Source organism: Nocardia sp. CA-135953, from assembly GCF_050955735.1.
Taxonomy (GTDB): domain Bacteria; phylum Actinomycetota; class Actinomycetes; order Mycobacteriales; family Mycobacteriaceae; genus Nocardia.
This window is the reverse complement of record NZ_CP192082.1, coordinates 5049874-5072024: the sequence shown is the minus strand read 5'-3', so window position 1 is coordinate 5072024 and position 22151 is coordinate 5049874. Positions and strand designations below refer to the sequence as shown.

Annotated in this window: 19 protein-coding genes and 1 riboswitch; of the genes, 2 read left to right on the top strand and 17 right to left on the bottom strand. The window is 67.6% G+C overall.

Annotation, left to right across the window (positions count from 1 at the left end):
* Positions 1-26: 26 nt before the first annotated feature.
* Positions 27-1610 (bottom strand): phytoene desaturase family protein, encoded by a 1584-nt coding sequence (gene crtI, locus ACQPXH_RS23290; RefSeq protein ID WP_433598628.1) that lies wholly within the window; start codon positions 1608-1610, stop codon positions 27-29.
* A gap of 24 nt (positions 1611-1634) precedes the next feature.
* The gene (locus ACQPXH_RS23285) at positions 1635-2777 is read right to left on the bottom strand and encodes a polyprenyl synthetase family protein (RefSeq protein WP_433598627.1); all 1143 of its coding nucleotides are present in this window, start codon (positions 2775-2777) and stop codon (positions 1635-1637) included.
* Positions 2778-3012: 235 nt separating this feature from the next.
* On the opposite strand from ACQPXH_RS23285, the gene ACQPXH_RS23280 reads away from it, so the two are divergent.
* A complete protein-coding gene (locus tag ACQPXH_RS23280) occupies positions 3013-3954 on the top strand; it encodes a methylenetetrahydrofolate reductase (protein ID WP_433603557.1) in 942 nt (313 codons plus the stop codon).
* 104 nt (positions 3955-4058) lie between these two features.
* On the opposite strand, the gene ACQPXH_RS23275 is transcribed toward ACQPXH_RS23280, so the two are convergent.
* From ACQPXH_RS23275 to ACQPXH_RS23230, 10 genes are all read right to left on the bottom strand, one after another.
* On the bottom strand, positions 4059-5258 hold the full coding sequence (locus ACQPXH_RS23275) for an LLM class flavin-dependent oxidoreductase (protein ID WP_433598626.1): 1200 nt from the start codon (positions 5256-5258) through the stop codon (positions 4059-4061).
* Positions 5255-6061 (bottom strand): DUF1684 domain-containing protein, encoded by an 807-nt coding sequence (locus ACQPXH_RS23270; RefSeq protein ID WP_433598625.1) that lies wholly within the window; start codon positions 6059-6061, stop codon positions 5255-5257. The genes ACQPXH_RS23275 and ACQPXH_RS23270 overlap by 4 nt, the downstream gene beginning before the upstream one ends.
* 61 nt (positions 6062-6122) lie before the next feature.
* Positions 6123-7811, bottom strand: a complete 1689-nt coding sequence (locus ACQPXH_RS23265; protein WP_433598624.1) for a dipeptide ABC transporter ATP-binding protein — start codon at positions 7809-7811, stop codon at positions 6123-6125.
* Positions 7808-8680 carry an ABC transporter permease gene (locus tag ACQPXH_RS23260; protein WP_433598623.1) on the bottom strand — a complete coding sequence of 291 codons (873 nt, stop codon included), beginning with the start codon at positions 8678-8680 and terminating at the stop codon, positions 7808-7810. Before ACQPXH_RS23260 ends, ACQPXH_RS23265 begins: the two co-directional genes overlap by 4 nt.
* Positions 8681-8769: 89 nt before the next feature.
* Positions 8770-9774, bottom strand: coding sequence for an ABC transporter permease (locus ACQPXH_RS23255; RefSeq protein WP_433598622.1), 1005 nt, complete (start codon positions 9772-9774; stop codon positions 8770-8772).
* A 2-nt stretch (positions 9775-9776) separates the two neighbouring features.
* Complete coding sequence (locus ACQPXH_RS23250; RefSeq protein WP_433598621.1) at positions 9777-11396, bottom strand: ABC transporter substrate-binding protein; 1620 nt, start codon at positions 11394-11396, stop codon at positions 9777-9779.
* Complete coding sequence (locus ACQPXH_RS23245) at positions 11393-12520, bottom strand: LLM class flavin-dependent oxidoreductase (RefSeq protein WP_433598620.1); 1128 nt, start codon at positions 12518-12520, stop codon at positions 11393-11395. Before ACQPXH_RS23245 ends, ACQPXH_RS23250 begins: the two co-directional genes overlap by 4 nt.
* 4 nt (positions 12521-12524) lie before the next feature.
* Positions 12525-13499, bottom strand: coding sequence for an ABC transporter substrate-binding protein (locus tag ACQPXH_RS23240; RefSeq protein ID WP_433598619.1), 975 nt, complete (start codon positions 13497-13499; stop codon positions 12525-12527).
* Positions 13500-13518: 19 nt separating this feature from the next.
* Positions 13519-14298, bottom strand: coding sequence for an amino acid ABC transporter ATP-binding protein (locus ACQPXH_RS23235; RefSeq protein WP_433598618.1), 780 nt, complete (start codon positions 14296-14298; stop codon positions 13519-13521).
* Positions 14295-15290 (bottom strand): amino acid ABC transporter permease, encoded by a 996-nt coding sequence (locus tag ACQPXH_RS23230; protein WP_433598617.1) that lies wholly within the window; start codon positions 15288-15290, stop codon positions 14295-14297. The genes ACQPXH_RS23235 and ACQPXH_RS23230 overlap by 4 nt, the downstream gene beginning before the upstream one ends.
* Positions 15291-15299: 9 nt before the next feature.
* A riboswitch (SAM riboswitch) is annotated at positions 15300-15393 on the bottom strand.
* Positions 15394-15725: 332 nt separating this feature from the next.
* On the opposite strand from ACQPXH_RS23230, the gene ACQPXH_RS23225 reads away from it, so the two are divergent.
* Positions 15726-16439 (top strand): hypothetical protein, encoded by a 714-nt coding sequence (locus tag ACQPXH_RS23225; protein ID WP_433598616.1) that lies wholly within the window; start codon positions 15726-15728, stop codon positions 16437-16439.
* Positions 16440-16520: 81 nt separating this feature from the next.
* Here ACQPXH_RS23225 and ACQPXH_RS23220 read toward each other — a convergent pair whose 3' ends face one another.
* The 5 genes from ACQPXH_RS23220 to ACQPXH_RS23200 form a co-directional block, all read right to left on the bottom strand.
* Positions 16521-17663 (bottom strand): glycosyltransferase, encoded by a 1143-nt coding sequence (locus ACQPXH_RS23220; protein ID WP_433603556.1) that lies wholly within the window; start codon positions 17661-17663, stop codon positions 16521-16523.
* 8 nt (positions 17664-17671) lie between these two features.
* Positions 17672-18415: an LppM family (lipo)protein gene (locus ACQPXH_RS23215; protein ID WP_433603555.1), complete on the bottom strand. Its 744-nt coding sequence runs from the start codon at positions 18413-18415 to the stop codon at positions 17672-17674.
* 116 nt (positions 18416-18531) lie between these two features.
* Positions 18532-19440 (bottom strand): carotenoid biosynthesis protein, encoded by a 909-nt coding sequence (locus tag ACQPXH_RS23210; protein WP_433598615.1) that lies wholly within the window; start codon positions 19438-19440, stop codon positions 18532-18534.
* Between the two features lie 404 nt (positions 19441-19844).
* Positions 19845-21413, bottom strand: a complete 1569-nt coding sequence (locus ACQPXH_RS23205; RefSeq protein ID WP_433598614.1) for a phytoene desaturase family protein — start codon at positions 21411-21413, stop codon at positions 19845-19847.
* Positions 21410-22027 (bottom strand): GNAT family N-acetyltransferase, encoded by a 618-nt coding sequence (locus ACQPXH_RS23200; RefSeq protein ID WP_433598613.1) that lies wholly within the window; start codon positions 22025-22027, stop codon positions 21410-21412. The genes ACQPXH_RS23205 and ACQPXH_RS23200 overlap by 4 nt, the downstream gene beginning before the upstream one ends.
* Positions 22028-22151 lie beyond the last annotated feature (124 nt).

The following is a 22151-nucleotide window of genomic DNA, read 5'->3' as shown; positions in this document are numbered from 1 at the left end:
CGCAGGCTGATAGGTCGGCCGTTAGTTTATCGGCTCGCCGGGAACACTATCCCGCTGGTGCGTGGGGATTCATCCCGAGCGGCTCGCGTGGTGCCGATAATTCGGTTTGCCGCCAGTTTTCCGGAAAGTAAGGTGGTTGGCACGCCGACACCCGGAGTAGTGCCACAACCGGCGATAACCACGTTGTCGCTGCCGCCGGAAAAATTGCGCGGACGAAATGGACCGGTTTGCCGGAACAGATGCGCGGCGGAGAAGGGTGTGCCCGCCAGCATGCCCTGATCGCGCCAGGTGCCGGGTGTGTCGAGATGATCGACGGTGAAGTGTTCGGCGATGCCGTGATATCCGCGTTCCGCCAACACATTCAGGAGTTCACGCAGGTATGAGGGTCCGAGTCGGTCCCAGTCCAGCGGTGCGGCGTCGAGGTTGGGGCATGGGGCGAGCAGTGAGAACGGCTCGTACCTGCCGTCGGCGCGGTCGATGTAGAGCCCGGGATCGGTCAGCGCGGGCCGGGTGAGCAGCAACGACGGGTCGGTCATCAAGCGCCCGCGGCCGGAGCGGGCGGCGATCTCGTCGAAGGTTCGGTCCCAAGCGTGGCCGAAGTCGATGGCGTGGTGAGCTTGGATCGGCCAGGTCTCGGCGATCGCGGCGGGGATGGTGCCGTGTGCGACGACGGCGGACGGTGCGGCGCGTAGTCGACGGCGGCGGCGTACGCCGAAGCGCTCGAGCGCGCCGAGGTCGGCGGTGAGCACCACGGCGTCGCAGTCGAGGGTGCGACCGTTCGCGGTGCGGATCCGCCTGGCTCGCCCGTCCGCGTATTCGATTCCGGTGACCTCGGTGTTCAGTTCGAGTGTGCCGCCCGTCGCGGTGAAGGCGTCGGCGAGTGCGGCGGTGATTGCGCGCATACCGCCCTCGGGGAAGTAGACGCCCAATGAGGTGTCCATATGCGGGATCGCGCCGTAGACGGCCAGTGCCTGCGCCGGGGCCATGCCCGCGTAGAGCGCCTGGAAGGTGAACAGTCGGGCCAGGCGGGGATCACGCAGGAAGCGGGAGACGCGCGGGCCGAGCCTGCCGAACCCGCCCAGACGCACGAGCGTGGCCAGCGCGCGGCGCTTGGCCGGATAGCGAACCATATCGAGCGGCGAATCGAAGTTCGTATCCATGAACTCGGTGAATTCGGCCTGGTAGATCTCCGCGAGCCAGTTGCGCAGCCGTCGGTAGCGCAGTGCCTCGTCCGCGCCGCAGACACGGGCCACTTCGATGGCCATCGCCTCGGGATCGGCGTAGACGCGAATGGTGCAGTCGTCGGCGAAGCGGGCGTGATAGCTGGGGGCGAGTTGGCGGATGCGCAGTGGCGGTGTGCAGGTTTCGGGGGTTGCGCCGACGGCGGCGAGGGCATCGGCGATCAGCTCCGGCAAGGTGAGTACCGTTGCGCCGGAGTCGATTTCGTAATCGGGGCCGCGGTACAGGCCGACCCGGCCGCCGGGATGATCGGCGCGTTCCAACAGGGTGACGGTGCGTCCGGCCCCGGTCAGATACAGGGCGGCGGCCAGGCCGGATAGGCCGGCGCCCACCACCACGACGCGATCGGTCGGTCCCGCAACGGTTTTCATGTGGATCTCCTCGCGCGGTCGCGGCTAGTGCGTGCGACTCGTCGCGGCCAGGGCCATGGCGCGCAACAGCTCCTTGGCATCGGGCGTGGCGGTACTCGAGGCCAGCGCGGCCAGGCCCTGTTCGGTGAGTTCGGTGATGCGGCGCTCCACCTCGTCGACCGCGCCGAGTTCGGTGATCACCGCACGCAACCGTTCGACCTGGTCCGTGGTCAGATCGGTGCCGATGCTGGTGCGCAGCAGGTCGGCGGCGGCCGGGTCGGTGGCGTCGGCGCGCTGCAGCGCCTCGGCGACCAGGACGGTGCGCTTGCCCTCGCGCAGGTCGTCGCCGGAGGGCTTTCCGGTGACCGCCGGGTCACCGAAGACGCCGAGCAGATCGTCGCGCAGCTGGAAGGCGATGCCGATGTCGGTGCCGAAGGTTCGGTAGGCCTCGATCAGGTGCGGATCGGCGTCTGAGAGCGCCGCACCCAGGTGCAGCGGGCGCTCCACGGTGTAGGCCGCGGTCTTGTAGCGGTTGATGCGCAGCGCCGCCGCGACGGACTCGTCACCCGCCGATTCGCCATGGATATCGAGCAGTTGCCCGCCGAGCACCTCGGTGCGCATCAGCGCCCAGACCGCTGCGAAGCGGCCGAGTCGGGCGGCGTCGAGTCCGGCGGCGTGCACCATGTCATCGGCCCAGGCCAGCGCCAGATCGCCGACCAGAATGGCGACCGAGGTGCCGAAGTGTTCGGCATCACCGGCCCAGCCGTGGTCGCGGTGGCGCTGTTCGAAGTCGACGTGCACGGTGGGGAAGCGGCGGCGGGTGCGCGAGGAGTCGATGATGTCGTCGTGCACCAGCGCACAGGCCTGCACCAATTCCAGTGCGGCACAGGCGTTCATGACCGCGGCGGCGTGCGGGCCGGTGGGATCGCCGCCCGCGCCGAGCCAGCCGGTCCAGGCGAAGGCCGGACGGGTGCGCTTACCGCCGCGCAGCACGAACAGTTCGAGTGCGTCCGCGGCCTGGACGAAAACCGGACCGAGCGGTTCGACGATCGGGCGTCGGGTCAGGAAGAACGCTTTGAGCGCATCCTCGACCGCCGCGACGAATCCGGGGGTGCCCGGCGTGTGATTCGCGGGCGGGGTGGGCTGAGGCGTCTGGATACCGGTTCCGGCGGACAGGGGAGCCTCCAAGGTCGTGCGGGTGCTGGTGCGCGGTGGATCGTGGGAGCTATAGGTACTTCGGTGCCGGACGGTGACCGTCGCGCATGTCGTTCCGGCGATTGTGAGCGTGTCGCTTGCTCGCAGAATACGCGTACGGTTGCGACGACCTGACGGCCCGGTGACGGCCCACCACTACACTGGACCGGTGACTTTCGATAACGTGCGGGGACGTTCGACCCCTGGCCGGCCGTCCCCGACGCCACCGATCGTCTCTGGAACACCCTCGGTTGTACAGAGTCTGCGGACCCATTCCGAGGGTTCGGTGCCCTTCTCGGTGGAGTTCAATCCGCCGCGTGACGCCGCGGGCGAGGCGCGGCTGTGGCGCGCGGCGCGCACCTTCGAGCGCATGCATCCGGCCTTCGTCTCGATGACCTACGGCGCCGGCGGCACCACTCGTGACCGCACCGTGCGGATCACCGGTGCGCTGGCCGAGGAGACCACGCTGCTGCCGGTCGCGCACCTGACCGCGGTCGAGCACAGTGTCGCCGAACTGCGCTCACTGGTCGGCGCGTACGCCGATTCGGGCATCCGCAATATCCTCGTGCTGCGCGGCGACCCGCCCGGCGATCCACTCGGCGAATGGCGCAAACATCCCGAGGGTGTGGCCTATGCCGAGGAATTGGTGCGTATCGTGCGCGACCTCGGTGACTTCCATGTCGGCGTCGCCTCGTTCCCGCAGGGCCACCACCGGTCCCCCGATCTGGAGCACGACACCGCGTATCTGGCAGCGAAACTGCGTGCGGGCGCGGAGTATTCGATCACCCAGATGTTCTTCGACGTCGAGCACTATCTGCGGCTGCGCGATCGGATCGCGGCCTTCGACCCGATCGAGGGCGCGAAGCCGATCATTCCGGAGCTGATGCCCATCACCTCGCTGCGCACGGTGGCGCGCGCCGAGGAACTGTGCGGACGTCCCCTGCCGCCCGCGGTCATGGAGCGCCTGCGCACGGCCGCCGGTGACGGGCCGGAGGAGAACAATGCCGCGGTCCGCGAGGTCGGCATCGAAATCGCCACCGAGATGGGCCAGCGCCTCATCGATGAGGGCGCGCCCTGCCTGCACTTCATCACGCTGAACTTCGCCAAGGCCACCGGTGAGGTCCTGACCAACCTCGGCTACGGCGTAACCGCCGCCCCGATCAGCGCCTGAGCATCGGACCGTCGTACGCCGAGCCCCGCCGGGGCAGACTCAGACGTACGACGAAAGAGCTGAGCACATGGGTAACTCTCGGGTACGCCCGAACTGCTCCGTGGTCAACCGCCGATCCGCGACGGTACCGTCGGGGTTCCTACGGCTGGCAAAAGATCCGGGGAGGCGGGGGAGCGACTCCATGCATCGGCGAGGAGCCGGTGGGATTCCAAGCGGTCCTCGTGACGATGAGTGATGCTGGTGACGAGGAGTTCGTTCGCGCCGGTGACCCGCTGCAGGGCCTGCAGGCGTTCGATGACGGTGCCCGGGCCGCCGACGAATTGGGTGGCGAGGCGGTCGTCGACCAGTCGGCGCTGCTCCGGCGTCAGCGGGGTGGCGGTATCCGGATCGAGGTAGTCCGCGGCGCCGGCACCGCTGCGGATGCTGTGCACCCAGTGACCGTAGGTGGCGGCCAGATGTCGGGCGCGCGTGTCGTCGGGGGCGACGAGCACGTCCGCGGAGATCACCACATACGGCTCGGCGAGTTCGGCCGAGGGGCGGAAGGCCGCTCGATAGGCCGCGACCGCATCCAGGGCAGTACCGGGTGAGACGTGATAGGCGGCGGCGAAGGGCAGACCGAGTTTGCCCGCCAATTCGGCGCTTTCGCTGGCCGTACTGCCGAACAACCACAGCTCGACCTGTGCGCCCTCACCCGGAACCGCGTGCAGCGCAATGCCTTCGGCGCTCTTGTAGGTGCCGTTGAGCAGGGCGCGCACCTCGTCGACCTGGTCAGGGAAGTCCGGTGCCTGCGCGCCCTGCTGTTGCAGCGCGCCGAGCGAGGCGATGAACCTGGACCGGTCGGTGATCCGTCCGGGATCGAACGGCGGCGGAACCACCACACCGTCGCGGACCTCGGTGCGTCCGGTCACGGTATCGACGACCGGGTGACCGCCCTTCGGATGCGCGGGCCGCGCGCCGAACTGGGTGCGGCGATGGCCCGATCGGCCGAGGCCCAGGTCGAGCCGCCCCGGGTAGAGAGCGTCGATGGTGCCGAACGCCTCCACGATCGATGCCGAGGTGTGGTGGCCGACCTGAACCGCCGCCGAGCCGACGCGAATCCGGGTGGTGGCCGCCGCGACCAGGCCGATCAGCGTGATGGAGGAGGAACTCGCCACCGAAACGAAATGATGTTCGGCAAGCCAGTAGCGGCGGTAACCCCACTGCTCGGCGTGCTGGGCCAGATCGATGGTGTTGCGCAAGGCCTGCTGGGCGGTGGATCCGGCGCTGATCGGGGCCAGATCGAGGATGGAAAGCGGGATCGTCATGCGGACCGTCCTAGGCGCGGATGCTGTTCGCCCGCTTCGATGGCGACCCGCAGCCGGTTTTCCGCGGGTGCCAGCGGGCAGGTGGCGAAATCGGTGAAGGCGCAGGGCAGATTGGCCGCCCGGTTGAAATCGAGACGCACGGTCCCATGGGCGTCGGGTGCCTCGACGGCCAGCGAGCGGGCCGCCGGATAGGTGGTGACGCCGCTGGTGGCGTCGGTGAACAGCACTCGCAGGTTGCTCGGCGCGCCGAAGGCGATGACGCGCTCGGTGACCTCGCCGATGCTGAATGCGATGGTGCCCGAGGCGGTGTGGTGGTGCTCGAGTCCGTCGATGACGGCGCCCGTGGTGATCGTGCGCGGCTCGTCGAACGGTTCGAAGCGACCCTCGACCACCCAGTGCTGGTCCGGGGCATAGGCCGGGATGCCCTCGAAGCTCGGCAATGTGGGTGCGGCGGGGTCGTGCACGCGCACGGCGTAGCGGCCGCTGCGGCGAATCACCTCGAGCACCCGATTCTCGTGCAGCACCGCGAGTCCCGGTGCGCCTTCGGCCGGTGTGACGATCTGTACGCCCGCGATGTCGGTGCCCTCGAACCGCAGGCGGTCGGCGGGCTGGGCGGTGATGAACACCTTGTCGTCGGTGACCCACCAGGTGCCGGGAATGTCGGGAATGCGCTCGGGTTGGTCGGTGAGCCAATGCAATCCGGTCAGGCTCAGGAAGCCGAGCGGATCGCGCAGTTGCTCTTCCCTGGCGTGATGCCAATGCGCCCACTCGGTTTCGAAAAGACTGGTGATGCTGGTCGTCATGACGCTCTGACTCCTTCGAGTGTGCGGTTGCGATGGGGATGGCTTGGTCGGGTGCTGGTCATCAGGCCGCCCCCGGAGCGGCGAGGTGCGGTGTGGGAATGGCCGACAGCAGTTCGCGGGTGTACTCGTGCTGTGGGTTGTCGAAAATCTCGGCGGTGGAGCCGGATTCGACAATGCGACCGCCGCGCATGACCGCGACGCGGTCGCTGATGCGGCGGACCACGGCGAGGTCGTGCGAGATGAACAGGTAGCTCAGTCCGAGTTCGGTTTGCAGGCGGTCCAGCAGTTCCAGGATCTGGGCCTGGACGGAAGCGTCGAGTGCCGAGACCGGTTCGTCGAGAACGAGCAGGTCCGGGTGCAGGGCGATGGCGCGGGCGATGGCGACGCGTTGGCGTTGTCCGCCGGACAGTTCCGCTGGGCGGCGCTGGGCGAAGTTCTCCGGTAGCGCGACCTGGCCGAGCAGTTCCCGTACCCGCTCCTGCCTGGCCTTGCGATCGCCGACGGCATAGGCTCGCAGCGGTTCCTCGATGATCGATCCGACCCGCCAGCGCGGATCCAGTGAGCCATAGGGATTCTGGTAGACCACCTGGAAGCGCTGACGCAGGTCGCGCAGCCGTCCGCCTTTCACCGCGGTCAGGTCTTGCCCGTCGAACGTGATCGCGCCGCTGTCGGGTTCGGTGAGCCGCAATGCGATTCGCGCGATGGTGGACTTGCCGGACCCGGATTCGCCGACCAGTGACAGAGTTTCGCCGCGACCGAGTTCGAATCCGACACCCGCCACCGCGGTGACCGAACCACCGGCCGGTGCGCGGAATCGCTTGTGCACATCCCGCACGGTGAGCAGTGGTGGACCGGCGCTCACCCGCGGCGGGCGGAACCCGTCGAACGGGGCCAGACTCGGCGAGGCGGCGAGCAATCGCTTCGTGTACGGATGACGGGGTTCGGCGAGCACCGTCGCGGTCGGCCCGGTTTCGACGATTTCCCCGCCGCTCAGCACCACGGTCCGATCGGCCCGCTCGGCGGCGATCGCCAGATCGTGGGTGATCAGCAGCACCGCCGTACCGCGTGCCGCGGTCTGCGCTGCGAGTTTGTCGAGCACCCGCCGCGCCACCGTGGCGTCGAGCGCACTGGTCGGCTCATCGGCGATCAGCAGTTCCGGTCCGGCGATGAGCGCCGCCGCGATCAGCACCCGCTGCCGTTGGCCGCCGGACAGTTCGTGCGGATACTGCGCCGCCCGTAGCTCCGGCAGATCCAATCCTGCGTCGGCGAGCAATTCGATCGCCCGCGCGGCCGCATCGCGGCGATCGGCGAGTCCGTGCACGAGCAGCGCCTCGGCGACCTGATCACCCACGCGCCGCACCGGATTCAGCGACAGCCCAGGATCCTGCGGTACGAATCCGATCCGTGCGCCGCGAATCCGCCGCAGCGCCCGTTCGGATCCGGTATCCACCGTCTCACCGTCGAAGGTGACGGTCCCGCCGGTGATCTCGGCATTGCGGCCGAGCAAGCCGATCACCGACTGCGCGAGAGTCGACTTGCCGGAACCGGATTCGCCGACCAGCGCGACGACCTCGCCGCGCGCGACGGTGAGGGATACGGCTGTGAGTGCGGCGACATCGCCGCTGTCGGAGGTGTAGCGCACATGCAGGCCGTCGATGCGCAACAGTGCTGCTGCCGACCCATCATTTGTGACGTCGCGGATATCTGGCGTACCGTCCGTCGGATCGGCGGACGTAATGCACTCACTCATGCGCTGTGACTCCTTCCTGCGGCGCGGCCGAGGCGTTGGGCCGAGAGGACGACGACGATGATCACCAGGCCCGGCAGGGTGGTCATCCACCAAGCCGTGGCGAGGAAATTGCGTCCCTCCGATATCAGTGAGCCCCATTCGGGGGCGGGGGGTTTCGCGCCGTAGCCGAGGAAGCTCAGCGCCGAGACCGAGAGCACCGCCAGACCGAATTCGACTGCGGCCAGGGCGAGTACCGGCTGATAGGAGTTCGGAAGGACGTGTCGGGCCAGCACCATGTACCAGCGGACCCCGGAAGCGTGTGCCGCCTCCACATACGGCGCCTGTCGCACCCGCAGCACCTCCGAGCGCATGACCCGCGCGAAGTTGGCGATCAGCGAAACACCCACCGCGACGGCCACATTGCGGGTGCCGAACCCCAGCGCGGTGACCAGCGCGAGCGATAGCAGCAGCGATGGAATCGACAGCAGCACGTCGACGAACCGCATGATGACGGTGTCGACGAAGCCGCCGAGCGATCCGGACAGCAGCCCGAGTATCGACCCGGCGATCAGGGCGATGGCGACCGCCGAGAGGGTGGCGGTGAGCGAGAGTCCCGCGCCGTGCACCATCCGGGTGTACAGATCGCGCCCGAGATTGTCGGTCCCGAACCAGTGTCGGGCACTCGGGGCCTGGAATTTCTGCGCGGGCACACCGGTCAGCGGATCACCGCCGGCGAAAACCGAAGGGAACAGTGCCCAGCCGAGCGCGAGCACCGCGACGGCGCCGGACAGGATCACTACGACATTGCCGCGCAGCGACTTCCACCGCAGAGCCGGTCGGCGGAGTCCGGGAAGCGCGATCCGCCGCGACTCATCGGCGATATCAACCATGATCGGTCACCTGCTGTCGAAGGTCAGGCCACGACGCGAAGCCACTGACGAGAGGGCCGGACGCGGCGCCGGTGTGCGTGACGAGTGGCTCAGGCACGGACGACCACCTCCTCCGCGATATCGTTCGCGGCGGTCTCGGAATCGGTTGTCGCACGGCCGGATCGACCGGCAATGCGCGGATCGAGCAGCGGATACAGCAGATCCACGGCCAGATTCACGGTGACGAAGACCGTCGAGGTGAGCAGCACGATGCCCTGCACCACCGGAATGTCCTGGGCCAGTACCGAGGTCTGGGTGAGCCGACCCACGCCCTGACGGGCGAAAACGGTCTCCACCACCACGGATCCGGCGAGCATATTGCCGACCAGCACACCGGCGATGGTGAACGTCGGCACGCTGGCCGGACGCAGCACATGTTTGCGCAGCACCCAACCGCGCGCGCCACCCTTGGCCAGTGCCACATCGACGAACGGCTGACGCCAGGTCGAGGCCAGCCCGGCGGCGAGCACCTGGGCCAGCACCGCACCGATAGGTATGGCGAGGGTGAGCGCGGGCAGTACCGTGCCCGTGAAACCATGTCCGCCGAAGGCCGGAGCGATCCGCCAGTGGAACGAGAAGAGTTGCAGCAGTAGCAGTCCGGTCCAGAATGTCGGCACCGAAACCCCGAGCGAGGGCAGTGAGCTGAGCGCGTCGCGTAACCACGGGCGGCGGACATACGTCGCCGCGAACGCCACGCTCACCCCGCCGAGCACCGCGAGGAGCAGTGCCAGACCGGCCAATCCGAGTGTATTGGGCAGCGCGTCGCCCAATGCGCTGGTGACCGGCTGACCGGTGGCGATGGAGTGGCCGAGGTCACCGGTCAGCGCGTGGGTCAGTGCGGTCCAATACTGTTCCCAGAGCGGACGATCCAGTCCGTAGCGCGCCTGGAGTTCGGCGATCGCGGCCTTGTCGATCGGGGTGCCCGCACCCGCACCGTCGGCCGCGATGGAGACCGGATCGGCGGGCAGCAGGTAGAGCACCACGAACGAAATGGTGAAGGCCGCCCACAGCACCCATATCGCCTGTAGGACCCGCACAACCACATACCGAGCCATGACTACCGCCCGCTCGACCAGGTATCGAAGAACTGCAGCCGCGCGGAGGCCTCGAACTTCAGATCCTGCACGCTCTGTGCCGCACCGATGGCCTGCGACAGTTCGACCGTCGGAATCCACAGTCCCGCATCGAGTACTGCCTGTTGCGCGGTGCCGATCAGTGCGGTGCGTTCGGCGGTATCCGAGGTGCCGAGCTGCCCGTCGAGCACATCGTCCAGTGCCAGTATGCGTTCGCGGGCATTGAGATTGCGTCCGTCGACACTGAAGGAGGTGCGCAGAATGTCACCGTCGGCGCGGGTGGTGTTGTAGTAGGTGGTGTCGAAATCCTTGACGTTCTGCCGAGCCGTGCTCTCCGGCCCCGACACCAGATCGAGCTTCAGCTCGATGCCCACCTCACGCACCTGCTGCTGCACCAGCTCCAGGATGGCCTGATTACCCGCGAACGCCTGACTGAAGAGCACCGAGAAGGACAGGCGCTCACCATTCTTCGCGCGGATTCCATCACCGCCCGGCGTCCAGCCCGCTTGGTCCAGGATGCCGCGCGCCTTGGCCGGGTCGTGGCTCAGCCGGGCCGAAAGGTCCTGGTAGCCGGGCGTGCTGCTGGCCAAGGTGCTGGTAGCGGGTTTGAACTGCGGGCCGAGCACGGTGTCCACCAGCTGTTTCCGGTCGATCGCGGGCAGCAGCGCCTGGCGCACCGCCGCATCGCGCAGCGGCCCGCGGGTGACATTGGTCTGGAAGCCGAACGGCACACCGGGATTCGCGGTGCTCAGCACCCGCCCGCTCGCGGCCTCGATCTGCGGTGCGTCCTGCGGCAGCGCATCGCTGACGGCTTCGAGCTGGCCGGAGATGAGACTGCCGGTGCGAACACCGGATTCGGGCACGACCGTGAACTCGATCTTGTCCAGATAGGCCTCGCCCTGATGGGCGAAAACCGCCGAACCCCAGCGGTATCCAGCGCGTTTGGCCAGGGTCGCCGAGGCGTCCTGGCGCCAGGCCGCGTAGGTGAACGGTCCGCTGCCGACATTGTCGCCGAGGCAGCGCTGATCGGCGGGTTCGGCCGTCGTGGTATCGCCCTGAATACCGAGCTGCGCGGTCGAAGAGGCCTGCAGGAATTGGGCATTGGGCTTGCTGAATTCGACCCGCGCGGTCAGCTTGTCGACCGCGGTGGTGCCGACGTAATTGGTGAGATAACTGGAGCCGAGCGGCGTCTTGCCCGCGCCCAGCTTGATCACCGAATCGAACGTGTTGCGCACCGAATCCGCGGTGAGCGGGGTGCCGTCGCTGAAGGTGACGCCGTCGGCGAGACGGAAGGTGAACACCTTGGCGTCGGGGGAGATTTCCCAGCTCTTGGCCAGCCACGGCTTGATCTCACCGGACTTCGGATCCTGATCGGTCAGTGAATCCACGATCTGGCGGGTCACGTACAGCGTCTGGTTGGTGCCGGACTGCGCCGGATCCGAGCAGGTCGGCGCCTGCGAAAGGCCATAGCGCAGTGTGCCGCCCGGCCGTGGCGGACCCGCGTCAGCGCCGCCGGTGGCCGAATCACTGCCGCAGGCGGCGAGACTCGCGGCCGCGATGACTGCGGCGGCCACGGCCGCGATTCGGTGGCGGGGACGGATCACTGTGGTACTCCAGATGTTTCGGTGCGGACGAGTTCGCCACGGGAATCGATGTCGTAGTCGGTGGGACGTGCGGTATTGGGGGCGGTGGCCAGCGGTCGGCTCGGGATGCGTCGCCGCAGTTCGGGTGCGACCTCGGCCTGGAAGAGTTCGAGGCCGGTGCGATACTGCGATTCGGTGCGGCCGTCGCGTTCGGCCGACAAGTGGATCACCTCGTGCCCGAACGCCTCGTGCTGGCGACTCACTTTGTCGATCACCTGCTCCGGGCTGCCGACCAGTGCCGAACTGCGCGCGACGAAATCGTCGAGCGTCTCGAAGACGATCGGCAGCCCGAGCTTGCGCGCCAATGTCAGTCGAGCCTCGAAGATCGGGCGATACACACCGAGGGCCTCCTGTGACGTGCGCGCCACATGAAATCCCGCGGTGCCCGCGCCGACCAGTGCATCCGCCGGATCGTGCCCGTAGTGCTCCCACCGCTCCCGATAGTGGCGCACCAGTTCGGCGTACGGTTCGATCGGATTGGTGACATTCGCCGAGAACAGCGGGTCACCATGGCGTGCGGCGAGTTCCACCGAATCGCGGCTGGTCGCACTGCCGTGCCAGATGCGGATACGCGCCTGCCAGGGCCGCGGCAGCGCCTTGGCCTCGACCAGTGCCGGTCGGAATCGGCCCGACCACGTCACGGTATCGCTGTCCCACAGCGCCCGGAACAGTTCGTAGCCTTCGCGATTGCGATCCCACTGGTCCTCGGTGGTGACGTGGTACAACTTCGCCTGGGCCGCACCGTTGCCCTTGCCGATGATGAGTTCGAGGCGGCCGCCGGAGAGATTGTCCAGCGTCGAATAGTCCTCGAACGCGCGCACCGGATCCAACAGACTCAACGTGGTGACGGCGGTGAACAGACTGATCCGCGAGGTGACCGCGGCGATATGGGACAGGAGCACCGGTGGTGCGGCCGAGAGGAACGGATCCTCGTGCCGCTCGCCGACGGCGAACCCGTCGTAGCCGAGTTCCTCGGCGGTGCGGGCCTGGCCGATGACATCGAGCAGTCGCTCCCTGGTCTCTGGCAGCCGACCGGTATTCGGATCCGGCACCCGGGAGACAAGGGTGAACAGCAGGAACTTCATGCGATCACGACTTCTTCGGTAGGCCGGGCGGATTGATTCGCGAACTCGGCACGGTCTCGGTCTTCAACCCCCAGCGGTCGATGACCTGCTGGTAGGTGCCGGTCTGGATGGCGTTGTCGATGGCCTTGTTGATCGGGCCGATCAGCCCGTTGTCCTTCTTGGTGAGCACGCCGATCTCGCCTTGCAATGCGTCACCGGCACCGGAGAAGGTCGCGACGATCCGGGTCTGATTCGCGATGGTGCTGTGATAGATCGCGGACGGATTCGGGCCGATGTAGCCGTCCAGGCGTTGCGAGGCCAGTGCCAGGTAATAGTCGGTGACCTGCTGGAAGTAGGCGATATCGATCGGGGCCAGGCCCTCGGCGATATTCTGCTCGTTCCACTTGACCAGCAACTGCTCCTGATTGGTGCCGCTGCCGACGCCGATCCGCTTGCCCGCCAGGCTCTTACGATCCTTGAAATCGAGCGTGCTCTGCTTCGGGATCTCGAGCGCGACGGTGTCATTGCGATAGGTGGCGAAGTCGTATTTCTCCTTGCGCTCCTCGGTCACGGTGACATTGGAGATGAAGACATCGGCCTCGCCGGAGTCGACCCGCACGAAGTTCTGCGACCAATCGGCCACCTGCGCAACGAGTTTCAGCCCGAGAATGTCCGCGATGAGCGAGGCGAAATCGATCTCGGACCCGACGATGGTCTTATCGTCGGTGGCGTAGAACCGCAATGGCGGCGCGGCACCACCGGATCCGGTGACGACGAGTGTGCCGCGTTCCCGAATGGCCTGCGGCAGTTCGGCGGCAATGGCATCGACCTTGGGGGCATGGATCCGGCCGGACTGGCCGGGGGAGAGGTCGAAGGTGATCGAACCGGCGGGCTGCGCGGAGTTTTCCGCGTCCGGATCGGTGCCGCAGCCGGTGGCCAGCAAGGCGACGGTGGCGACCAGGCCGACCAGGGCAGAGAGCTTCATCGAATACCTGTTCATCGGGGAGCGCGCACCGCGCTCAGCGGACTCGGGACAGAAATGCGCGGGTGCGCGGGTGTTGCGGGTTGTCGAGTACGGCGGCGGGCGGACCTTGTTCGACGATCACGCCGCCGTCGAGGAATACGACGGTGTCGGCGACCTCACGGGCGAAACCGATTTCGTGGGTGACGATCACCAGCGCGGTCCCGCCGTCGGCGAGACCGCGGATCACATCGAGGACTTCGCCCACGAGCTCCGGATCCAGCGCGGAGGTGGGTTCGTCGAAGAGGATCACCGGCGGTCGCAGCGCCAATGCCCGCGCGATGGCCACGCGCTGCTGTTGTCCGCCGGACAGGCGCCGCGGGTAGGCGTCGGTCAGATCGCCGATGCCGACCCGCTCGAGCAGATCCCGTGCCTCGGCCTCGATTTCCGCACGCGGGCGACCCTGCGCGGAAATCGGTGCGAGCGTGACATTTTCGAGCACCGTCAGATGCGGGAAAAGATTGAACTGCTGGAAGACGAAGCCGATATGCGAGCGCTGTTTTCGCACTTCGCGGTCCGACAGCGCGTGCAACTTATTGCGGCGCAGCCGATATCCGATCAGTTCGCCGTCGATGTGCACGGTGCCCGCGTCCAGCGACTCCAGATGGTTGACCACCCGCAGCAGCGTCGACTTGCCGGAGCCGGACGGTCCGATCACAGTGACCACCTCACCGGCGTGGACCGTGAGGTCGATGCCACCGAGTACTTCGGTGCTGCCGTAGGACTTGCGCACCCCGCGCACCTGTACCGCGGGAGGCGGGGCCACCGGCGCGCTCATCGAGTCGCTCCGCGTGGTGCGGCGGAACCGATTTCGGCGATTTCGCGCAACCGGCGCCAGACTTTCTGCACCGGTGTCGGTGGGGGCGTGCGGTGCGCGCCCTTGGCGTAGTGGCGTTCGATATAGAACTGCACCACCGTCAGAATCGTGGTCAGCACGATGTACCAGACGGTGGCCACCATGAGCAGTGGCACCACCCGGCCGTTGCGGCCGTAGATCACTTGGACCTGGTAGAAGAGTTCCGCGATCGCCATGACCGAGACGATCGAGGTGCCCTTGAACAGGCTGATCACCTCATTGGTCGCATTCGGCAGAATCGAGCGCATGGCCTGCGGGACGATGACGGTGCGGAACTGGCGCACCCGTGGAATACCGAGTGCCGCAGCTGCTTCCAGCTGCCCCGGATCGACCGAAACGTATCCGGCCCGGATGATCTCGGCCGCATACGCCGCCTGATGCAATGCGAGGCCGATGACCGCCGCGGTGAAACCGCTGATCACCCCGTTCACCTCGAAGGTGAGAAAGGAAGGGCCGAACGGGATTCCGAGCGAAAGCGTGTGGTAGAGGTAGGCGATGTTGAACCAGAACAGCAGTTGCACGATCAGCGGAATCGAGCGGAACGCCCAGATATAGACCCACGAGATCACCCGCAGCACCGGATTGTTCGACAGGCGGGCGATCGCCAATGCCGTGCCGATCAGGAAGCCCAGTGCCGTACCCCACAGGGTCAGCTCCAAGGTGACCTTCAGCGCCGACAGCACCGATTTCGCGGTGAAGTACTTGGCGAACGTCGACCAATCCCAGCCCGGATTGGTGGCCAGCCCGTGGACGAACTGCGCGAGCAGCACGAGGGCGATGGCGCTGACGACCCAGCGCCACGGGTGCCAGGATCTGGCGATCGCCGGCGCGTCGGTAGTGCCTACGGTGGCGGTGTGTGCAGCCGGTATCGGGACTTCCGATACCGGAGTATCGGATGCGACGGATGCGCTCATACTTCGGTTCCTCCATCGTTCCCGGCGGAAGCACCCGCACCCGGTGACCGGGGGGTTGCTGCGACGTCGACGAGCCAGGTCTCTCGGTCGCTCTGGATGGTGTGTCCGACGCCGAGCACGGGTCGGTCAATGGGTCTAGCCGAAATATCATGCGAAGCAGGCGAAGTCCGGCACAAGGGTACGAATCAGCGTGAGCGCAGACCTTGTTTGTATGCTCGTGAGCAGGCACTATTGGCTCGTTCATGCAGCGGATCGCGGCATTTCGGACCAGGTTTTCCGAGTGCTCTTCGTCCGGATCGCCCGCCTGCGCAGCGCCGCAGCGGTCCATCGGGACGCGCGGCGCGAACGTGTCGAGCGCCGAAATAAGCGCTGCTGCGAAGGTTTGCCGGAGTACTCTCGGACCTCGATTCGTGCCCGCCGACGAGGAGGTCCGCCGTGTCCCTGCTGCGCCGTCTGACCACGCTAGCCGCCATCGCGACCGGTACGGCCGCGCTGACTCTCGCCGCCCCCGGCATCGCCGCCGCGGGTCCGGCGCCGATACCCGCACCCGGCGTTCCGGCCGCGACCGCACCGTCCACCCAAGCCGCACCAGGTGATCTGTTCGCCGGTTACCAAGCCGTCGTGGACGCGCTGCGCACCGTCGGCATCGACCCGTTCCTGTATCCGGCGGTCGCGCCGTTGTGCTCCGGCACCGGCAGCCTCGGTCTGGTGCCCGCGGTTGCTGGCGCAGTGACCGGGCCGTGGCCCAAAACCACGGTGGCCATTCCGGGACTCGACCCGACCGCCGTCAAGGCGGGCCAGGTCATGTTCACCTTCGTCCCCTACGGCCTCGGCCCGGACGGCACGAATGCTTCGGGCATGAACGTCGCCTGGGTCAACCTGGCCAATGGCCGCAGCGGCATCACCGCCATGGGATCGATCTCCGATGTGGTCCGCACGATGGTGCCCGCCGAAACCCCGACCGAGATGAGGCCACTGGCCGAACGCGCCATCCAAGACTTCTTCGCCGTATTCCCGGTCGGTGGGGTGCGCGCGGTTCCAGTCGACACCGGATCCGGCACAGTACTCGCCGCAGTCTTCGGAACCCTGAACAACAACACCACCCCCTGCTTCTTCCTCCCGACCATAGGACTCACCACAGTGCGCTGACCCCCGAGGACCGATCAAGATCAGGTGGCACTGGCGGCTGGGTCTTCTCGGGCGCTGCCCACGGACTCCACCTGATCTTGATCAGCGGGTCAAGGGGCGGGATTTCCAGGTCAACGCGGCGGTGCGGTGGGCGCGGCGGGAGCGGGTCCAGAGGCGGAGGTAGGCGTCGATGGAGATCGGATGTGCCAGGGCCGCAAGGGCGTCGGTGCGGGTCGTGGCGCCGCGTTCCAGCGAGCGCGCGAGCAGGCGGCTGGCGACCGCGGCGCCGTAGCCGATGAGACCGGCGGTGCGTATGGAGCCCCGGCCGCCGATCGCGGCGAGTGGGGGCGCCCAGTAGGCCAGTGTCGCAACGGTGCCCACCGCCGCGCCGCCGATTGTCGTGCCGCCGTAGGCGGACCACAGCCAGCGGTTGTAACCGGTCTCCAGTTCGGCTGCGCCACGGTACATTCGGGTGCTCGCCGCTCGGCCTGCCGCGACCAGCGCGGTCCGGCGACCCGAGCGACGCAGCGCGCGGGCGATATCCAGGTCCTCGGTCGGGCTCGCGGCGACCGCGGCATGCCCGCCGATGGCGTGGTAGGCGGTGGCGTCGAACACCAGGAACTGCCCGCAGGCCACGGCTGTCGAGGGGCGCAGGCTGCGATTGGCGGCCGCGATCGGCAGGCTCGTCGCCCACGACCAGCACAGCAGCGGCTGCACCAGCGCCTCGGCCAGTGATTCGGTCACCTGGTACGGCCACGGTGACAACAATGCGGTTCGGCTGCGGCGCAATTCGGCGGTCGCCGCGGCGATCGCATTCGGTGCCAGTCGCACATCGGCATCGAGAAAGATCAGCACCGTGGCATCCGCCAACTCGGCCAGTCGCGCGCAGGCCGCGGCCTTTCCGGTCCATCCGGGTGCGGGTTCGGCCTCGGAGCGGAACACCGTGAAGCGCGAATCGCCCGCAATCGCGTCGAGCGCGGCCGCTTCGGTCCCGTCCGAGGACGCGTCGTCGAGAATCAGCACCCGCAGTCGCGGCACCCCCACCTGGCCACGGAGATCATTGATCAGATCGGGCAGTCGCTGTGCCTCATCGCGTGCCGGGATACACACCGACACCGGCTCGATCACGGTATTCGGTCCGGCCGAGAGCCTGCGCACCGTCACGCGGTTGAACAACGCGGTCCCGCAACCGAACAGCGCGATACTCGCGCCCGCCCACGCGGCGATCGCCGCGCCCGCGCGCAGGGTTCGCGTCAGCGGCGGGTCAGCGAGCGCCACAGATTGCTCGGTGAGAAGTTGGTTTCCGGTGCACCGGGCGGTGCCGGGTTGCGGTTCATATAGGCGATGGCGGCGATGATGGCGGCGACGGCGAGGGTGATACCGCCGACGATGCCTGCCCAGCCCGCGAAGGAGCGGGTATTCGGGTCCGCGTAGCTGACCTCGGCGCGCACGGTAGAGACATCGCCGGGCGGCAGTTTCCAGGAGACGGTCGAGTCGTCCTCGCGATTGCCGTTGGTCTTCGCGACGCGGGCCGGGAAAGCCACGGTGAACTGCACATCCGAACCGTGCGGCGGAACGGATTTCAGATCGATCCGGCCATTGAGGCTGACCAGGTCGCCGGTGCGCTGGAACGACAGGTTGAACATGCCCTGGGTCTGATCGGAGAGCGCGCCGAGCTGGCCGACCTCACCGAAGGACAGATCCTCGAAGAACACCTTGCTGCCCACATAGCCGTCCTGGCTGTACGGCTCGACCCGAACCTTCGCGGCCAGCGAATCGGGCGCCTTGAGCTGCGGCCCCTTGTCATTGGCGTCCGCGGGCACCACCGCGGCCACGATCCGTCCGGAGACTCGGTCATTGGACGACACACCCATCGACACCTGCACCCGCAGGCAGCCCGCGAGCATGGGCACCAGCATTGCGGCCAGCAGTACTGCCGCGGCCACCCGTGTTCCGGGCCGGGGAGAACGTGGCGGTAGAACCGATGTGTCGGGCATCGCGGTGAGAGGACTCGGCTGCACGGCTCACATCGTGCCAGGCGGTCGCCCCGAATTGCCACGCGACGGGCGGAACGCACGCCGACCGAAGTATCGGACAGCTGGTCCGCATCGCTTCAGCGCCGCCGGGCCGCGACCGATCGCACCAGCAGCGGCACGCCGAGCACCCCCAGCCCGATGCACCCGTACCAGGCCGAATACGGCAGATCGAGGAACACCGCGTGCGCGAGCGTCGACCCGAGCCAGGTCCACATGAACACCGCCACCGGCACCACCGCGGCTGCTGAGATCGGGGATACCGGCCCTCGCGATCCGTGCTCCGGACCGGTCGGGTCAAGCGTTCCCAACTCCAGCGCAGATGTTCCATCCCGCGCCGCATCGGGGGCTGTCGCCGGTGTCTGCGCTGTCGACGGCAGGCACTCCGCCGCAGGCGCAAACGTATTCGCACTCCCCGTCCCCGCGACGCGATCCAAACCGGTCAGCAGCAACGCCATCACCAGCGCAACCGCGAACCACCCCAGATAGTTCGTGTACGGAATCTCATCGAGCCCGGGCAACCCTCGACCAGCGGCACACCAAGTCCACTGCCCGTCCGCCACCATCTGCGGATCGAGGAACAGATCCCAGCCCACAGCCCCGACCGCGGTCAAACCAACTCGCCCGCCCCACCGCCGAGTCGACAACCCGGCGACCACCCACACCGGATACAGCCCACCGGTCCAGGCCAGCGCGACCACCAATGGCACCCCCGACACCGCGGGCCCCGATCTGCTATCGGCGTACTCATAACAACCGAATGGGAAACCCGTTGCCGTGCCAACGATTTCGGCAACCAGTCCGAGCCCGGAGACAATCACCACGAACCCCAGCGCGTACCTGATGCCACGCGTCACCACCGCGTGCAACAGCGCAGTCCCCGCCGACAACAGCACGACCGCTACGGTCACCCGATCGCGAGCGACCCCCGAGGCGAGCGGATAACTGATCTGCACGAGCACGAGCAGCACCGCCGGGACCGCGGGCACCAGTAACCGCGGCGTCCACCGAAAGGCCGCCGCCGACCGTGCGCGCCGACCTGGACCGCGCCGACTTGCCAGGTTCCCGTCAGCGCCGTGGCCGTCGGAGTCCATTGCGGTGGACTCGGCTCGCCAGTTGGTCTCTGCGGTCGCTGGGCTGTGGGTGTCGGATTTCGTTGTGTCGGTGGATTTCGCCCATCCGGTGGTTTTTGGGCTGGCTGGATCGTGGTTGTCGGGGTCCGCTGTGCGGGAGGACTTGGTTCCTCGGGTGGTCTCTGGGGTCGCCGGACTATGGACGTCGGAATCGGTCGCGCGGGCGGACTCGACTTGCCCGGTGGACCCCGGACCAGGGCTTTCTGTACCTGACGTAGGTCGCTCGCCCGGCTCCGGTACGGCTGGCCCGGTGGTCTCCGTCATCGTCTGCGCAGCAGTGGAAACCGGTTGCGCCGTCGATCGCGCAGTACCAACTGTGCCGCGCTGCGCCCGCTCGCTCCGGACACTCCGCCACCCGGATGTGTCGACGCCCCGGTGAGATACAACCCGGGCGCGCCGGGCACTCGCTGCCCGGACAACTCCGGCAGCGGCCGCCACAGCATCATCTGATCCAGCGACATCTCCACATGCATCACATTTCCGCCGCGCAACCCGAGCTCGCGCTCCAGATCGACCGGCGTCTGCACGTACCGCCGCAGCACACTCGCGCCGAAACCCGGTGCGTAGGAGTCGACTTCGGCGATAATCCGATCGGCCTCCGACTCGGCGTGCGCGGCCCAGTCGCTCCCGTCGGCCAGCTGGTACGGATGCCACTGCGCCCACAGCGACAGCTGATGCTCACCGGCCGGGGCGATGCTCGGATCCAGCGCACTGAAACTCATCGCCAGGACCACCGGTCGCGGCGGCAGGTCACCGGCCAGCGCCGCACCGTGCGCCCGCCGCAGCTGCCGCCGATCGGAGACGAGGAACTGCAGACCATTGGCGGATTCGGCGGTCGAACTACCGGGATACTGCGGCAGCGCAGACGTCGCGAGTCGCACCACCATGCCGATGCCGGGGCCGACCCGGATCCGTCGCTGCCAGTCGTCGAGCACTGCATCGTCGAATCCACCGTCGCGCAGCAGATCCAGCGTAGTCAGCACATGGGTGCCCGCGATCACGGTGTCCGCGTGCAGGCTTCGTCCCGACGCCGTGCGGACCTGCCAGCCCGCGCCGACCTGCCGCAGCTCGGTGACCCCATCGCCCGCCGAAACCACACCGCCGTCGGCGCGCAGCCGCGCGACCAGTGCCGTTGTCAGCGCCCCACTTCCTCCCACCGCCCGTCCAGGCGGCAGCGTATGCATCAGCGCGGCGAATCCGACCATCGGCGCGGTCCCCGGTTCCGACATCGGCGGCCCGGATTGCGCACCGAACCAGGCCAGCGACGCCTTGAGCCGCTCATCGTCGAAGTAGCTGTCCAGCAGGGCGTCGCCGGTCTGCAGGAACTCCCGCGACAACGCACTCCCGCCATCGCCCGCGTCCAGCCCCCAGAACGAACGCAGCAGCCGCCCCGGCGTCGGCGCACCGCCGAAGGCGCGCATCACCCGCGCCGACCGCGGCCCCCAGACTTCGACGAAGCGCCGATACGCCACCGCATCCCGCGCACCACAAATCTCCGCGATTCCGGCACAGGTCCGATCGAGATCGCGATGGAAAACGATCGGCGCACCGCCATCCGGCCCCGTGGGCGTGAAACCCCAAGGATCGCAATCGATATAACGCAGCCCGAAGCGCGACAGCTCGAGTTCCTCGATGATCCCGGTATGGCGCACCATGATGTGTGCCGACGATCCGCGATCGACCAGATGACCGGGAAAGCGTTCGACCGTCGACACCGCGCCGCCGAGCACCTCGTCGCGCTCGAGCACCTCCACCCGCTCCCCGGCCCGTGCCAGATAGCAGGCCGCGACGAGCGCGTTATGGCCCGACCCGACGACCACAACGGTCACAGAGGCAGCCGCCGTCCCAGTATCGCGAACGGCCTGGTGTCCCCGGCGAAGACGAAATTCCGGATCACATCGGTGAATCCGAGCCGCCGATACAGCTTCCAAGCGCGGTTGGCCTCACCCTGCACTTCCGGTGTGGACAGCAGCACCGCGCTTTCGGCGCGATTCGCCAGCAACCGCGTCAGCAGTTCGCCGCCTATGCCGCGCCCCTGCGCCGACGGATGCACGTGCAGCTCGGTCAGTTCGAAATAGTCCGAAAGCAGTTCGCGCGCAGAATGTTCCGGCCAGCCCGAGCGCCGCATCCCGCTGTGCACCTGCTGATGCCACCACTGGTGCGCGGCGCCGCGATAGCCGTATGCGATGGCCACGATCGGCGCGGTCCGCAGGTTGATCTGCCCGGAATCATCGGGGATGACGGCGGCGACGCCCTGCCAGCCGACGCGGGTGGTGTGCTCGGTCCACATCGGTGCGCGATGGTGTTCGGTGCCGTGCGGATATTCCATCGCCGCGACGTACACCGCGAGCGCGTCGTGCAGCCGGGAGCGCAGCGCCGCGACGGAGAGGTCGATGACGACAGGGGCGTTGGCGGGGGTGTGTTTGGGCTTGACGGCTGTCATGGCTCTCGTCGGTCCGCGGAAAGTTGTCGGTGGGTGTCCCTATATTCAATCTCAATTCAAACGTTCGAATACCTGTTCGATCCCCGCGGTGCTGGAACTAGGCATTCGCGCTCAGGATAGGCCA

Coding starts and splice junctions, on each gene's coding strand:
- crtI (WP_433598628.1), bottom strand. CDS start 1,610: ATGAAAACCGTTGCGGGACCGACCGATCGCGTCGTGGTGGTGGGCGCC.
- ACQPXH_RS23215 (WP_433603555.1), bottom strand. CDS start 18,415: ATGCCCGACACATCGGTTCTACCGCCACGTTCTCCCCGGCCCGGAACA.
- ACQPXH_RS23240 (WP_433598619.1), bottom strand. CDS start 13,499: ATGAACAGGTATTCGATGAAGCTCTCTGCCCTGGTCGGCCTGGTCGCC.
- ACQPXH_RS23235 (WP_433598618.1), bottom strand. CDS start 14,298: ATGAGCGCGCCGGTGGCCCCGCCTCCCGCGGTACAGGTGCGCGGGGTG.
- ACQPXH_RS23260 (WP_433598623.1), bottom strand. CDS start 8,680: ATGGTTGATATCGCCGATGAGTCGCGGCGGATCGCGCTTCCCGGACTC.
- ACQPXH_RS23275 (WP_433598626.1), bottom strand. CDS start 5,258: ATGACGATCCCGCTTTCCATCCTCGATCTGGCCCCGATCAGCGCCGGA.
- ACQPXH_RS23270 (WP_433598625.1), bottom strand. CDS start 6,061: ATGACGACCAGCATCACCAGTCTTTTCGAAACCGAGTGGGCGCATTGG.
- ACQPXH_RS23230 (WP_433598617.1), bottom strand. CDS start 15,290: ATGAGCGCATCCGTCGCATCCGATACTCCGGTATCGGAAGTCCCGATA.
- ACQPXH_RS23245 (WP_433598620.1), bottom strand. CDS start 12,520: ATGAAGTTCCTGCTGTTCACCCTTGTCTCCCGGGTGCCGGATCCGAAT.
- ACQPXH_RS23255 (WP_433598622.1), bottom strand. CDS start 9,774: ATGGCTCGGTATGTGGTTGTGCGGGTCCTACAGGCGATATGGGTGCTG.
- ACQPXH_RS23265 (WP_433598624.1), bottom strand. CDS start 7,811: ATGAGTGAGTGCATTACGTCCGCCGATCCGACGGACGGTACGCCAGAT.
- ACQPXH_RS23200 (WP_433598613.1), bottom strand. CDS start 22,027: ATGACAGCCGTCAAGCCCAAACACACCCCCGCCAACGCCCCTGTCGTC.